The 14253-nt window shown below is 63.7% G+C and carries 14 protein-coding genes, 2 tRNA genes and 1 pseudogene; 3 read left to right on the forward strand and 14 right to left on the reverse strand.

The window, feature by feature from the left end:
* A partial coding sequence (locus LB552_RS28550; RefSeq protein WP_224611462.1) for an autotransporter outer membrane beta-barrel domain-containing protein occupies nucleotides 1-3216 on the forward strand: 3216 nt, incomplete at its 5' end.
* Between the two features lie 98 nt (nucleotides 3217-3314).
* Entirely contained in the window at nucleotides 3315-3851 is a 537-nt protein-coding gene (locus LB552_RS28555) for an invasion associated locus B family protein (protein WP_224611464.1), read from the forward strand.
* Between the two features lie 255 nt (nucleotides 3852-4106).
* On the opposite strand, the pseudogene LB552_RS28560 reads toward LB552_RS28555, so the two are convergent.
* The 11 genes and pseudogenes from LB552_RS28560 to LB552_RS28610 all read right to left on the reverse strand — a co-directional run.
* Nucleotides 4107-5206, reverse strand: a pseudogene (locus LB552_RS28560) (tyrosine-type recombinase/integrase); the annotation flags it as partial.
* Nucleotides 5207-5417: 211 nt separating this feature from the next.
* A tRNA-Phe gene (locus LB552_RS28565) sits at nucleotides 5418-5493 on the reverse strand.
* A gap of 165 nt (nucleotides 5494-5658) precedes the next feature.
* Nucleotides 5659-5868, reverse strand: a complete 210-nt coding sequence (gene yacG, locus LB552_RS28570) for a DNA gyrase inhibitor YacG (RefSeq protein ID WP_140847161.1) — start codon at nucleotides 5866-5868, stop codon at nucleotides 5659-5661.
* A 13-nt stretch (nucleotides 5869-5881) separates the two neighbouring features.
* Nucleotides 5882-6508 (reverse strand): Maf-like protein, encoded by a 627-nt coding sequence (locus tag LB552_RS28575; protein ID WP_095765708.1) that lies wholly within the window; start codon nucleotides 6506-6508, stop codon nucleotides 5882-5884.
* Nucleotides 6509-6636: 128 nt separating this feature from the next.
* On the reverse strand, nucleotides 6637-6855 hold the full coding sequence (gene infA / locus LB552_RS28580; protein ID WP_006200926.1) for a translation initiation factor IF-1: 219 nt from the start codon (nucleotides 6853-6855) through the stop codon (nucleotides 6637-6639).
* 198 nt (nucleotides 6856-7053) lie between these two features.
* The gene (locus LB552_RS28585; protein ID WP_263481829.1) at nucleotides 7054-7464 is read right to left on the reverse strand and encodes a low molecular weight phosphatase family protein; all 411 of its coding nucleotides are present in this window, start codon (nucleotides 7462-7464) and stop codon (nucleotides 7054-7056) included.
* A gap of 42 nt (nucleotides 7465-7506) precedes the next feature.
* Entirely contained in the window at nucleotides 7507-7992 is a 486-nt protein-coding gene (locus tag LB552_RS28590; protein WP_095765706.1) for a UPF0262 family protein, read from the reverse strand.
* A gap of 2 nt (nucleotides 7993-7994) precedes the next feature.
* Complete coding sequence (gene hisD, locus LB552_RS28595) at nucleotides 7995-9287, reverse strand: histidinol dehydrogenase (protein WP_224611466.1); 1293 nt, start codon at nucleotides 9285-9287, stop codon at nucleotides 7995-7997.
* Nucleotides 9288-9293: 6 nt separating this feature from the next.
* Entirely contained in the window at nucleotides 9294-9728 is a 435-nt protein-coding gene (locus LB552_RS28600; RefSeq protein WP_095765704.1) for a DUF2948 family protein, read from the reverse strand.
* 92 nt (nucleotides 9729-9820) lie between these two features.
* Entirely contained in the window at nucleotides 9821-11113 is a 1293-nt protein-coding gene (gene murA, locus LB552_RS28605; RefSeq protein WP_224611468.1) for a UDP-N-acetylglucosamine 1-carboxyvinyltransferase, read from the reverse strand.
* 140 nt (nucleotides 11114-11253) lie between these two features.
* Nucleotides 11254-11526, reverse strand: coding sequence for a hypothetical protein (locus tag LB552_RS28610; RefSeq protein WP_224523940.1), 273 nt, complete (start codon nucleotides 11524-11526; stop codon nucleotides 11254-11256).
* Nucleotides 11527-11748: 222 nt separating this feature from the next.
* Here LB552_RS28610 and LB552_RS28615 point away from each other — a divergent pair.
* Nucleotides 11749-11823: transfer RNA gene (locus tag LB552_RS28615), tRNA-Thr, on the forward strand.
* A gap of 133 nt (nucleotides 11824-11956) precedes the next feature.
* Here LB552_RS28615 and LB552_RS28620 read toward each other — a convergent pair.
* Genes LB552_RS28620 through LB552_RS28630 form a run of 3 tightly spaced genes read right to left on the reverse strand, consistent with a single transcriptional unit; the run spans nucleotide 11957 to nucleotide 14251 of the window.
* A complete protein-coding gene (locus LB552_RS28620; protein ID WP_411966414.1) occupies nucleotides 11957-12433 on the reverse strand; it encodes a DoxX family protein in 477 nt (158 codons plus the stop codon).
* The gene (locus LB552_RS28625) at nucleotides 12430-13230 is read right to left on the reverse strand and encodes a DNA-binding domain-containing protein (protein WP_224611470.1); all 801 of its coding nucleotides are present in this window, start codon (nucleotides 13228-13230) and stop codon (nucleotides 12430-12432) included. Before LB552_RS28625 ends, LB552_RS28620 begins: the two co-directional genes overlap by 4 nt.
* On the reverse strand, nucleotides 13217-14251 hold the full coding sequence (locus LB552_RS28630) for a DUF692 domain-containing protein (RefSeq protein WP_224611471.1): 1035 nt from the start codon (nucleotides 14249-14251) through the stop codon (nucleotides 13217-13219). The genes LB552_RS28625 and LB552_RS28630 overlap by 14 nt, the downstream gene beginning before the upstream one ends.
* Nucleotides 14252-14253 lie beyond the last annotated feature (2 nt).

The raw sequence follows: 14253 nt of genomic DNA on the forward strand, positions 1-14253 counted from the left end.
ACGGTGACGGTCGACAACACCAATGGCCAGGTGCAGGCCGCGGGCATGCAGTTCGCTACCGACGGCTACTTGGTCCAGGGACAAGACATCGAGCTGGTCGGGTCACAGGCCACGATCCGCGTCGGCGACGGCACCCTGCCGGGTGCAGACTACACGGCAACTATCAATTCGAATCTCACCGGTGTGAGCCAACTGGTGAAAACTGATCTCGGCACGCTGGTGCTCGGCGGCGCCAACAGCTACAGCGGCGGCACCGCCATCCATAGCGGCACGTTGCAGGTTTCGGCTGACGCCAATCTCGGCGATGCGGCGGGCGTATTGTCATTCGACAATGGCGCGACCCTGCGAAACACCGCCGCGTTCGGCTCGGCGCGTAACGTCACGCTCAATGCCGGCGGCGGCACGTTCCAGACCGATGCCGATCTCACGCTTTCCGGCGTGGTCGGCGGCACGGGCGGCTTCACCAAGCGGGGCGGGGCGGCGCTGACGCTGACCGGCGCCAGCGCCTATGCCGGGCCGACCACGGTGACGGCAGGCGGGCTCTATATCGACGGCGACAACAGCCTGGCCACAGGGATTACTTCGGTCGGTATCGGCGCCACGCTTGGCGGCAAGGGCATTATCGGCGGCAACGTGGTGGTCGCCGACGGCGCGACACTCTCGCCGGGATCGGCCGATGGCACGCCGGGAACGCTGGCGATCGCCGGCGATCTGACGCTCTCCGGCGGCTCGATCCTCAACTACAGCTTCGGCCAGGCGAATATCGCCGGCGGGGCTCTCAACGATCTGACCACCGTCGGCGGCGATCTCGTGCTCGACGGCACGCTCAATGTCACTGTCTCGCCGGGTGGAACCTTCGGCCCCGGTATCTACCGCGTGTTCGATTACAGCGGGACCTTGACCAATAACGGGCTGTCCGTCGGCTCCATCCCGTCCTCGAACTACTTCGTGCAGACGTCCGTCGATCATCAGGTGAACCTGGTCAACGCAAACGGACTGAACCTGAACTATTGGGACGGCGATGCCGGTCCGAAGTTCGACGGCACGATCAATGGCGGCAACGGCACCTGGCAGAGCTCTTCGGGCAACGACAACTGGACCGAAGACACCGGGTCGATCAACGCAGCCTATTCGGACAGCGCCTTCGCCATCTTCGCCGGCCAGGCCGGCACGGTGACGGTGGACAACGGGCTCGGCCAGGTAACGGCCGCCGGCATGCAGTTCTCGACCGACGGTTATGTCATCCAGGGCGGCGATATCGGCCTTCTCGGGCCGCAGTCGACGATCCGGGTCGGCGACGGCACCAACGCGGGTGCGGGCTATACGGCAACGATCGCCTCGGCGTTCACCGGCAGTGCCCAGCTGGTGAAGACGGATGCCGGAACGCTGGTGCTGACCGGCACCAATAGCTACACCGGCGGCACCGCGATCAATGGCGGCACGCTGCGGATCTCGGCCGATGCCAACCTCGGCGATGCGGCGCGCGGGCTCTCCTTCAACGGCGGCACGCTCAACTCCACCGCCAGCTTCGCCAGCGATCGCGCCATCGACGTTCTCGGCCAAGGCACTATCTCGACCGACGCCGGTACCACCTTGACCCTGAACGGAGCATTGACCGGATCGGGCGCATTCAACAAAGCGGGAGATGGAACGCTTGTCCTGACGTCCGCTGGCTCGACCTTCTCGGGATCCACCTCCGTCCAGCAGGGCACGCTCGCGGCGGGCGCTGCGGACGTGCTGAGCCCCTTGTCCGCCTTCACCGTCGCCTCCAGTGGCACGCTTGACCTTGCCGGCTTCGACCAGACGGTGGCCTCGCTCAACAGCAGCGGGGCGGTGCGGCTTGGCGCTGCGGCGCCGGGAACAGTGCTCACCGTGAGCGGCGACTATGTCGGCAATGGCGGCAAGATCCTCATCAACGCCGCGCTCGACGGCGATGCTTCTGCGACCGACAGGCTGGTCGTGCATGGCAACACCTCCGGCACCGGCATCTTGGCGGTCAGCAATGTCGGCGGCGCGGGCGCGCAGACCAGCGAAGGCATCAAGATCGTCGACATCGACGGCAGCTCGGCCGGCACCTTCACGCTTGCCGGCGACTATGTCTTTGAGGGTGACCAGGCGGTGGTCGGCGGCGCCTACGCCTACCGGCTCTACAAGAACGGCGTCAGCACGCCGGCCGATGGCGACTGGTATCTGCGCTCCACCCTGATCAACCAGACCGGTCCGCTCTATGCGCCCAGCACGCCGCTCTACGAGGCCTATGCAGGCGTGCTGCAGAGCTTCAACGAACTGGGCACGCTGCAGCAGCGCATCGGCAATCGGGCCTGGGGCGAGGGCGCGACGCCGCAGGGCGCGGACGTGCCCGGCCAGGGACCTGTCGACGGCAAGGCCATCTGGGCGCGTATCGATGCCGCCCATGGCAAGTTCGAGCCCAAGACCTCGACCACCGGCACCGACTACGACGTGACGACCTGGAAGCTCAATGCCGGCGTCGACGGCCTGCTGCATGAGAGCGAGGCCGGCATCCTGCTGGGCGGCATCACCGTTCACTACGGCACCGTCTCGTCGGACGTGTCATCGAGCTTCGGCACCGGCTCGATCTCGGCCACCGGCTACGGCGTCGGCGGCACGCTGACCTGGCTCGGCAACAGCGGCTTCTATGTCGATAGCCAGGCCCAGGCGACCTGGTATGACAGCGACATCAACTCGGCCGTGCTGGGCAAGCTTGCCGACGGCAACAAGGGGTTCGGCTATGCGCTTAGCATCGAGAGCGGCCAGAAGATCGCGCTGCGCTCCAACTGGTCGCTGACCCCGCAGGCGCAGCTTTCCTACTCGGCCGTCGACTTCGACAAGTTCACCGATCCGTTCGGCACGATCGTGTCGCCCGGCAGCGGCGACAGCCTGATCGGCCGCCTCGGCATCTCGGCCGACTACGAGGACCAGTGGGCCGACAGCGCCGGGCAGGTGAGCCGGGCGCATGTCTACGGCATCGCCAACCTCTACTACGACTTCCTTGACGGAACCGATGTCGATGTCTCGGGCGTGAAGCTTTCCAGCCAGAACCAGAAGGTCTGGGGCGGCGTCGGCCTCGGCGGCTCGCTCGACTTCGGCGACGGCAAATACTCGGTCTATGGCGAGGCGCTGGCCAAGACCAGCCTGGCGAGCTTCGGCGGCAGCAATGTCGTCAGCGGCAAGCTCGGCTTCAGCGTGCACTGGTAGCGGCGTCAACGAGGCTGGACAATCGGAATGCGGGCAGATGTGCGCACTCTCTCCGTTCGCCTCTTGGGCGTGATGAATTTCTTGAAGATGGAAACGAGATGAAACGAATTGGATATGCCACGCTGATCGCCGCAAGCCTGCTCTCCCTTGCGGCCGCATTCGCGCAAGACACCGCAGCTCTCCCTGGCGGTGCGACTTCGCTCAGGGAAGGGCATGGCGACTGGACCGTCTCCTGCAATCTCGCCAGCCAGAACGGCGCCGCCGTTAAGGTCTGCGCGCTATCGCAGGAGCAGACCGACAGCCAGTCGCGCCAGCGCGTGCTGGCGATGGAACTGCGCCCGGCCGGCGAGGCCGTCCAGGGCACGCTCGTGCTGCCGTTCGGACTGTCGCTGGACCAAGGGGTAACCCTTCAGGTCGATGACGGCCCGGCCCTGCCGCCACTGCGCTTCCGAACCTGCCTTCCCGGTGGCTGTCTCGTGGACATCAGCCTCGACTCCGAGACCTTAGCTTCCCTGCGCGACGGCAAAAGCCTCAAGATCAAGGTGGTCGCCGACGGCGGCAAGGAGACCAACCTGGCGCTCTCGCTGAACGGCTTTCCCAGCGCAGTGGACAGGACCATGGCGCTGTTGAAGTGACCCGGTTGCGCGACCGACGTTCCTTGCAACTGGGCAGAATGTCCGTTCTGAGACGCAATGCAAAGCTTGGCTTTGGCCGGTCGCTCCGGAAGCGGTTAGACTGCTTGTTGGCCTAAACCGTCATTAGTCGCGCCAACGATGGTAGCCAACGATCTTTAAATCAGCTGCGAGATCGTGCGGGACCATACGGGAAGATTTCTGATTTTGGCCCACGAAAAATCCAATTGAATCAATATTCTGGATACGTCCTCCGGGGGCGTAGGCTCGACGAACGTCGTTGTTCTCAATGTGGGCCAGTTGGCGCTCTATGGCATCCGGATGCCATTTTCCGCATTCGTTAGCAGAGTTGATGCTGTTGCTCGAAAACCATGCGCGGTAGCTTCCTCCTTGCCGTAGCCCATGCGGCGAAGGGCGGCGTTAAGCGTGTTGTCGGAAATCGGACGCGAAACCGATCGAACGCCAGGAAAGAGCAGCGATCCGCCACCAGAGATTTCTTTAAGCGAAGTCAAGACGCTTATGGCCTGCCTTGAAAGGGGTACGCGGTGCGGCCGGCGCATTTTCATGCGTGCTTCAGGAATGATCCACATCGAGCTTTCGAAATCGAACTCTTCCCATTCTGCCGCGCGAAGTTCGCCGGGGCGGGGAAACATCAATGCCATGAGCTTCAGGGCAGCTCGGGTTGTAGGCTGTCCGTCAAACGCATCGACCGCCCTCACCAAGCCGCCGAAGGCCTTAGGATCGATGATCGCGGCACGCGGCGTGACCGTTGGAGTGATGAGTGCGCCCCTTAACGCGATCGTCGGATCAGCCTCGGCGCGTGCGGTCGCAATTGCATATCGAAACACGGTGCCGATGGTGGAGCGCAGTCGCCTCGCCGACTCATATCGACCACGAACTTCCACGCGGCGAAGGGCAGTAAGGACGGTGGCCGGATCGATCTCCCGAATGCACTTGTCACCAATTGTCGGATAGGCAAAGTCGAGCAGCCATTTGACCTTGCTAATCGTCCGGTCGGCACGTCCCTCCTTTTTCAGCTTGTCAACATATTCGTCCGCGATTGAACGGAAGGTGTCTTTTTGCGAAGTGGCCTTATGGAATCTTCGCTCCTGAGCTGGGTCGGCACCAGCCTTAAGGAGACGTTTGGCTTCATCGCGTGCTTCGCGGGCATCGGCGAGAGAGATGACCGGGTAGGTGCCGAGAGACAGCAGCTTCTGCTTTCCGTCAAATCGATAGGCTAGGCGCCATAGCCTGGTTCCCGACGGCTGAATCCATAGCTGCAGCCCGCCGCCATCGGACAGTTTCTGGAGCTTGGACGCGGGCCGGGCGTTGCGGCATTTCACGTCGGAGAGAGCCATTGTGGGACCTCCTGTTTGGCGCTTCGATACCAACAGGGTCTCAGATACCAACAAAAATACCAACACCTCGCCCCGTTGGACGAAATCTGCCGAACTGCGATGAAATTCGCTCAAGCACACTGTTCGTGCCGAAAAGAGGGGCAAATTCAGTGGCTTGCGGAGACTTGAGCGTTAAAGTTTCGGCGAGACGGAATGTCGGGAGAAGAGGGGATGGTGCCCAGAGGCGGATTCGAACCACCGACACGCGGATTTTCAGTCCGCTGCTCTACCAACTGAGCTATCTGGGCCTGTGCCGGCTAACGGGATGCGCCCGCCGGGTTTCACGAAGGCGCCAGGCGGCGCCCCTTGAAAGCGCGTGGGTTATAGCACGGGAATCTTGCCTGTCCAGCGCCTAGGTGTTGATTTCGTCAGGAAAGAAAAATCGCTGGAAAACAACCGGTCGCCGGCTGCGCTTACGGCTCGTCCTTGGGCGTCGGGCTGTCGTCTTCTTCCTCTTCGCCGTCGCGGCCGGGAATGACATAGGCGCCCTTCAGCCAGCGGTTGAGGTCGATGTCCTTGCAGCGCGCCGAGCAGAACGGATAATGCTCGCGCACCGACGGTTTGCCGCATTCGGGGCAGGGCCGTTTCGGCCTCAGCGGCGTTACCTTGTCGCCCGAGCTCATGTGTGGACTATGCTCATGAGCGCGCGGCGTGCCAGTGCTGGTGCGCCTTGAAGCCTTCGCCGGAAAGCAGCGCCACGCTCTCGTAGAGCGGCAGGCCGACCACGTTGGTGTAGGAGCCGACCAGCTTGACGACGAAGGAGCCGGCCAGGCCCTGCACGGCGTAGCCGCCGGCCTTGCCCCGCCACTCGCCCGACGCGACATAGGCGTCGATCTCCTCGCGCGGCAGCCGCTTGAAGCGCACCCTTGTCTCAACCAGCCGCTGGCGCAGCTTGCCGCCGGGCGTGATCAGGCAGATGCCGGAATAGACCCGGTGCGAGCGGCCGGAAAGCAGGCCCAGGCAATTGACGGCGTCGTCGATCGTCTCGGCCTTGGGCAGGATGCGCCGTCCGACCGCCACCACCGTATCGGCGGCGAGGATGAAGGCTGGCGCATAGTCCTCCTCGCTCTTCAGCGAGGCCAGCGCCTTCTCGGCCTTGTCTTTGCAAAGGCGCTTGGCCAGCGAGCGCGGATGCTCGGCGCGCAGCGGCGTCTCGTCAACATCGGCGGGCAGCACCCGGTCGGGCTCGATGCCGGCCTGCTGCAAGAGTTCGATGCGGCGCGGCGAACCAGAGGCAAGCACCAGCTTCTGCAGAATGCTCATGGGGGCATGATGCCGAAAAGTGTGAAGCGGTTTTCGGACGACATCATGCTCCACTCCCTGATTTGGAGCCGGATGATTTCGGGTCGAACAGACCTGAAATCATCCGGCTCTGGGTCCGCGCTAGATGGTTACTTGAAGCGATAGGTGATGCGGCCCTTGGTCAGGTCGTAGGGCGTCATCTCGACCAGGACCTTGTCGCCGGTCAGCACGCGAATGCGGTTCTTGCGCATGCGGCCGGCCGTGTGGGCGATGATTTCGTGTTCGTTTTCGAGCTTCACCCGGAACATCGCATTGGGCAGCAGTTCGGTGACCACACCTGGAAACTCGAGGACTTCTTCCTTCGGCATTCGATACCTTTGCTTGGATGGCGGTTCCGGCGCCTAGAGCATGATGCCGAAAAGTGTCAAGCGGTTTTCGGGCGACATCGTGCTCTAGTTCTTTGATCCGGAGTCGGATGATATCCGGCCGAACCGACCGGAAATCATCCGACTCCGGCCGGAATTTGCGGCGGAACCTATATGATAATCGCCCGCTTGTGAACATGCTTAATCGGCCGCGTTTTTTGCCTCGGGAAGCAGAAAACGTCGGCTTATGCGCGCTTTCAGCCGCTCGCGCACATCGCGATAGGCGGCCATGATGTGCTCTCGCGTGCCGCCTGTGTCGGTGGGGTCGGGCATCGGCCAGTATTCGACCTCGACGGCCAGCGAGCGCGTCAGCTCGAGCGCCGCATGATGCGCCTCCGGCGCCAGCGTGACGATCAGGTCGAAATAATCGTCCTCCATATCCGCCAGCGTCCTGGGTTGGCGCTCGCCAAGCGACAGGCCTTCTTCAGCGAGCACCGCATCGACGAATGGGTCGCGCTCGCCGGGGCGCACACCGGCCGAAGCGACGAAGGTGGTGGCGGGAAGCATGCGGCGCGCCATTTGTTCCGCGATCGGCGAGCGCACGGCGTTCATGCCGCATAGGAACAGGATCGAATGGGGCAGGGCGACCAGGATCTAGCCTCGCCAGTGCAGCACGCAGACCAGCGTGAACAGCCGGCGCGCCGTGTCGAAGTCGATCTCGATCTTGCCGGCAAGCCGGTCCATCAGCGTCTGCGAGCCTTCATTGTGCAGGCCGCGCCGGCCCATGTCGATCGCCTCGATATGGCTCGGCGTCGAGGACCGGATGGCTTCGTAGTAGCTTTCGCAGATCAGGTAGTAGTCCTTGACGATGCGCCTCAGCGGCGTCAGCGACAGGATGTGGGTGACCACCTCGGCGCCGTTCTCGCGGCTGACGCCGAAAACCAGGCGGGACTCGGCCAGTGAAAGCTTAAGCTTGTAAGGACCCGCGCCGTCATCATTGACCGGCCGAAAACGGTTCTCCTCGATGAGGTCGAAGATCGCCACGGCCCGCTCGTGCTCGACGTCGGGCGTCGAACGTCCGATCGATTCGTCGAGCTCGACGTCGATCAGCCTGTCGCGGGTCTGGTCGCGGCCGGACATCGTTACATGTTCAACCTGATCGCGACGGAGCGGGCATGGGCATCGAGCCCTTCGGCCTTGGCGAGCGCGATCGCGGCGGGCGCCAGCGCCTTGAGCTGCTCCGGGCCGAGCTTCAGGATCGAGCTGCGCTTGACGAAATCGAGCACGGACAGACCCGACGAGAAACGCGCCGACCGCGCCGTCGGCAAGACGTGGTTGGAGCCGCCGACATAATCGCCGATGACTTCCGGCGTATGGCGGCCGATAAACACGGCGCCCGCGTTGCGCATCCTGGAAAGGAATGCCTCGGCGTCGTCGAAGGCGAGCTCGACATGCTCGGCCGCGATCCTGTCGACCAGCGGCAGCGAGGCGTCGAGCGTCGGCACCAGGATCACCGCGCCGAAATCGCGCCAGCTGGCCCCGGCCGTCTCGCCGCGCGGCAGCACCTTGAGCTGGCGCTCGACCGCCTGCACGACCGCCTTGCCGAATTCCGGTTCGTCGGTGATCAGGATCGACTGGGCCGAAACATCATGCTCGGCTTGCGCCAAAAGGTCGGCCGCGATCCAGTCCGGATCGTTGTCGGCATCGGCCACCACCAGCACTTCCGACGGCCCGGCGATCATGTCGATGCCGACCGTGCCGAACACCTGCCGCTTGGCCGCCGCGACATAGGCGTTGCCCGGACCGACGATCTTGGCGACCGGCCTGATCGTCTCGGTCCCATAGGCAAGCGCTGCAACGGCCTGCGCGCCGCCGACGCGGTAGATCTCCGAAACGCCGGCAAGGTCGGCTGCCACCAGCACCAGCGGATTGATGACGCCGCCCGAGGCCGGCACGACGATGACGATGCGCTCGACGCCGGCGACCCTGGCCGGCACCGCGTTCATCAGCACCGAGCTTGGATAGCTCGCCGTGCCGCCCGGCACGTAAAGGCCGACGGCTTCGATCGCCGTCCAGCGCGAGCCGAGCTCGACGCCCGCGGCATCCGTATAGCGATCGTCCCTCGGCTTCTGTCGCTCGTGATGCGAGCGGATGCGGTCGCGCGCGAATTTGAGCGCCTCGACGGTCGCCGGATCGGCCGCTTCATAGGCCTTGGCGATGTCGTCCTTCGATACCGCGATGCCGAGCGTGTTGAGATCGGCTTTGTCGAACTTCAGCGTGTAATCGACGAGCGCCTTGTCGCCTTCGGCGCGCACGCGGGCGATGATGTCGCGCACCACGGCCTCGACATCGGCCGACACCTCGCGCTTGGTGGTGAGGAAGGCCGAAAAACGCTGTTCGAAATCGGCGTCCTGCTGTCGGAGCGTTATCGCCATCGCGCTTCAGCCTCTGTGCAGGGGGCGCGAGGTGGCTTCCCAGGAGCCGCCGATGTCGGCAAGCCTGGCCTCGATACATTCGACGTCGAGCATAATGGTGCCGCCGCCCGAAAAGATCAGCTCGACGATGCCGGCCGGCTTGCTGATGGCGATGAAGCTGACCGCCAGCAGCGACAGCACCTCGGCCGGCTTATCGCGCGCAATGCCGTTGGTCTTGGCGCCGAGCACGCGATCGAAATGCAAGACGCTCTGGCGCCGTTCATTGTGCTGGCGGAACAAGCCGGATTTCGCTTCCCAGACGAAGCGGTTCATGGTCAGCACGAAGCGCTTGGCCGCCGGCAGATATTCGAGGTCGGAGACCTTCATCACGGCGTCCTGGACATGCGCCGAGACGATGCTCAGATCCTGGTCGTCGAGCGCGATGAGCTTGAGAGCTGCCATGCGGAATGCGCACCCTGAACGTTGACAATTCAACGTTCTGTTATGCGGTCTTTCCGCTCGGCGCAACCGCTGGGAAAGAATGCTGCGAAGCGTCAGCCCGAAATGCGCTCGATCACCGCGCCGCAACCGGAGAGCTTCTCTTCCAGCCGCTCGAAGCCGCGGTCGAGGTGATAGACGCGGTTGACCGTGGTTTCGCCTTCGGCGGCCAGGCCGGCGATCACCAGCGACACCGAGGCGCGCAGGTCGGTCGCCATGACGGGCGCGCCCTTCAGCCTTGCGACGCCGTCGACGATCGCCGTCTGGCCGGAAAGGGTGATGTGGGCGCCGAGGCGCGCGAGCTCCTGCACATGCATGAAGCGGTTTTCGAAGATCGTCTCGGTGATGCGCGATTTGCCCTTGGCCATGGTCATTAGGCCCATGAACTGCGCCTGCAGGTCGGTCGGGAAGGCGGGGAAGGGGGCGGTGGTCACGTCGACCGGCGCAATGCCGGCGCCATTGCGCTTGACGCGGATGCCCTCATTGGTCGGCGTGATCTCGGCCCCGGTCTCGACAAGCACGTCAAGCGCGGTCTGCAACAGGTCTGGACGGGCGCCGGCGAGCATCACGTCGCCGCCGGTCATGGCGACGGCCATGGCATAGGTGCCGGTCTCGATGCGGTCGGGGATGACGCGCACGCGCGCTCCCGACAGCGCCTCGACGCCGTGGATGATGATGGTGGAGGTGCCGGCGCCATGGATCTTGGCGCCCATGGCGATCAGGCATTCTGCGAGATTGACGATTTCCGGCTCGCAGGCGGCGTTCTCCAGCACCGTCTCGCCCTTGGCGAGCGAGGCCGCCATCATCAGCACATGGGTGGCGCCGACCGAGACCTTCGGGAACACGTAGCGATTGCCGATGAGGCGGCCATTCCGGGTCTTGGCGATGACATAGCCATTGTCGACGTCGAGCTCGGCGCCGAGAACCTGCAGGCCCTCGAGGAACAGGTCGACCGGGCGCGTGCCGATGGCGCAGCCGCCGGGCAGCGACACCTTGGCCTCGCCCATGCGGGCAAGCAACGGCCCGATTACCCAGAAGGAAGCGCGCATCTTCGAAACCAGCTCGTAGGGAGCGGTGGTGTCGACGATGTTGCGGGCGGAAAAATTGATGGTGCGCGAATAGCCTTCCTGCTGCTTTTCGCGCCGGCCGTTGACGGAATAATCGACGCCGTGATTGCCGAGGATGCGGATCAGTTGTTCGACATCGGCCAGATGCGGCACGTTTTCCAGCGTCAGCGTGTCGTCGGTGAGCAGTGAGGCGATCATCAGCGGCAATGCCGCGTTCTTGGCGCCCGAGATCGGAATGGTGCCGGCAAGCTCGTTGCCGCCGACAATTCTGATGCGATCCATGAGAAAACGTCCCCTCGGCCCGAACAGGCCGCTTCAATCGGTTTGAGTGTGCCCGGCTTAGACTATTGGCCGGCTTGGTTCAAGAAATAGGATTTTCCTAAAACCGGACCGACTGTGGCCGGCCAGTATGGCTGATTTGGTCAGTCCTTGTGCATTTTTCCTGCAGCCGGCAACTCTTCCGGCCGATCGTCGGGATCGCCAGCGCGCTGTTCGTCAGCGTCGCCGGCGCGTTGCTTGTGAACGTCGCCAGTGCGCTGCTTGTCACGGTCGCGGGCGCGCTGCTTGTCAGCGTCGCCAACCCGTCGCGAACGTGCCTGCATCTTGCGCTTCTGCAAATTGGCGCGCAGCGCCTCGGCCAGCCGGTCCTTGCGCTCGCCGCCGCCTTTTTTCGGTGGATTTGCCTTGTCGTCCATCGTCCATTCCTGACCGGCGGTCAGCCGGCCGCGATTCCGCATGGCTAGCATTTTCGCGCGGCCATGTCATGAAAGCGGGCCGAAAGTCGGGTTCATCCTGTGGATCAGCCGCCCATGCCGCCCCAAACCGTATAATTGCCGGCGGGAATCACATGCGACGCTTTGGGTTTTTCTTGGCCTTGCGCTTACCGGTTCGATATGGCAGAAGCGCCGCCATCGCAGGCTGCGGTAGCTCAGTGGTAGAGCACTCCCTTGGTAAGGGAGAGGTCGAGAGTTCAATCCTCTCTCGCAGCACCAGCCTATCCCGTTGAATTTGCTGAAGCTCTTGAGAGCCAAAAGTCTGCGTCCGTCTTTCGCGCCGATTTCAAGACATGGCTATCGTCAAAGTCCGCGAGCACGGGGTAAGCGATAGCCTCACCCGTCGCGATGTTCATCCGCCGGACGCCGAAAGGTTTCGCTCCGCGACATGGTCGAGCGAGAAAATGCCGGCGCCGCGTGTCAGAACCAGGAGCAGCAACGAGGCCCACAACAGGTGCTCGGCCCAGTTCTCCGGATAGACGAAGAGCTGGATGACGGAGACGACGCCGAGCAGCATCAGGGCCGCCAGGCGCGAGAACAGTCCAAAAAAGATCAACACCGAGCCTGTGATTTCGGCCGTTGTCGCCAATGGCGCCGCTATCGAGGGATCGATGAACGGCAGGTTGTATTCGTTTGCGAACAACTGCAGCGTCACTGGCCACGAGGCGAGCTTGCTCTGGGCCGATTGCCAGAAGACATGCGCCACCGCCACGCGCGCGGCGAGTTGGACCAGCGAAAATGGAATGTGTTCGGGCAGCTTGATGGCGCGCCTGTAGAGGCCGACAAGGCCGGCCGGCATGGACGAGGAATGTTCTGATGCTGCGCTCATGACTGTCTCCATGTGTTTGAGAGGAAATTCGCGGCGACGCGCACATTGGCGACGAGACCGTCGCCGAACAGACGCATAAGGGCCGAAACCAGGTCGAAGGCAGGGTCGAGGGCCAACGCACGGCCGGTGGCATGCTCAAGGCCGAGACCGTGCTTCAGCGAACGCCAGAAGGCGAGGCTCGCACGGTCGAGCAGAGCAAGACGCACGTTATCCCCCGACCGCCACAACGCCACGCGTTCGGGGCGCCTTGTCCAGGCGCTGTTCTGGTCGACGGGCCCTTCCTGCTGATGCGCAGTCCATACCGAAAGGATCGACCAGTGCGAAATGATTAGCCGCAGCGAAGGCTGCAACACGATATCTGGCGACGGACCGAGCTCGGTGTTGTCGTATTCGGCGAGGCTGCGGGGCTGCGACGAAGGTGCATCGAGCGCCTCGGCTATGGCCCATTCGAGCCGTGCCGTTTCGGCAACGATCGGCATGTCGGACAGCGTGTCGGTTGATTTGAGGAAGCGCGGGAAGCCGGCGCCATAGCGCGCCAGCCGCGATTCCGTTGGCGGATGGCGTCGAATGAACTCGCTTGCTGCGTAGCGGAAGAAACGTTCGTCGACCAGGCGAACCGTGACTGGAAAAACCGCCATCAGCACCGCTGTCAGCGAGCTGCGGGTGTTGTTCTGGTAGATGCGCAGGCGGGCTAGCGGATCGGCCTTTCCCGCGGTCAGCAATCTCGCCGCGATCGTTGGATCCTTGGCCAGCACCGAGCGCGCCATCGTGGTCTGCAGGTGCTCAAGCGGCAGCATGGTATTCCTCCTCGAGCGGAGGCAGCGCCAGGGAGACGGATGGTCTCGCGGTCTTGGCAGCCGCGAACGCCGCAAGGACGGGCATGCTGGTCGTCGTTTCGGCTTCGGTCGGCAGGCGGATCGGCGTCGCTCGGGCTTCTGTCATTTGCTCGCGCCGCGCCGCCTGCTTGCGACTGAACATGAGCGATGCGGTCAGCATGTCGGCCCACATGGCTTCGCCCAGCAGCACGTCGAGAACGGGAACGTCGGTGTCCCACTCGATCAATGTCGGGCGCGGCCCAAGCCGATCCACGGCATGCTGGTAGAGCGCCCAGACGACCGGCGGCACGCGCGAGCCATGATCGTCGATCAGCACGGTGTCGGTTCCGACCTTGTTGGTCGCATGGCCGGCGAGATGGATCTCGCCGATAGCCTCTTCAGGCAGCGCGTCGATGAATGCCTTGGCGTCATATTGCAGGTTGTGCGCGGAGACCTGGACATTGTTGACGTCGAGCAGCAGACCGCAGCCGGTCCGCGCCACGAGCGCCGCGAGGAATTCGGCCTCGTTCATCGAGGAGTCCGCGAATGCCAGGTAGGCCGACAGGTTCTCGATCAGCACGCGTCGCTTCAGCGTGTCCTGAACCGTCTCGACGTTGCGGGCAACGATCGCCAGCGCCTCTTCGTCATAGCGCAACGGCAAGAGATCGTTGAGATAGGCCCCGTCGGCGACGCTCCAGGCGAGGTGCTCGGAAACCAGATCGGGCTCAAAGCGCTCGCAGACCTTGCGCAGCCTTTCGAGATGGTCGCGATCCAGGCCTTGCGCGCTGCCCAGCGACAGACCGACGCCATGCACGGACAGCGGATAGGTCTGGCGCAGTCTTTCCAGCGCCTGGACGCCCGCGCCGTCGCCCATGTAGTTCTCGGCGTGGACCTCGAGCCAGCCTGCGGACGGGCGCCGCGTCAGCATCTCTGCGATGTGGGGCGAGCGAAGACCGATGCCCGCCGATGCGGGGATTGCGAGTGGCGAAAACATATTGGACATCG

The sequence above is a fragment of the Mesorhizobium sp. CA7 genome (assembly GCF_020165015.1).
GTDB lineage: Bacteria > Pseudomonadota > Alphaproteobacteria > Rhizobiales > Rhizobiaceae > Mesorhizobium.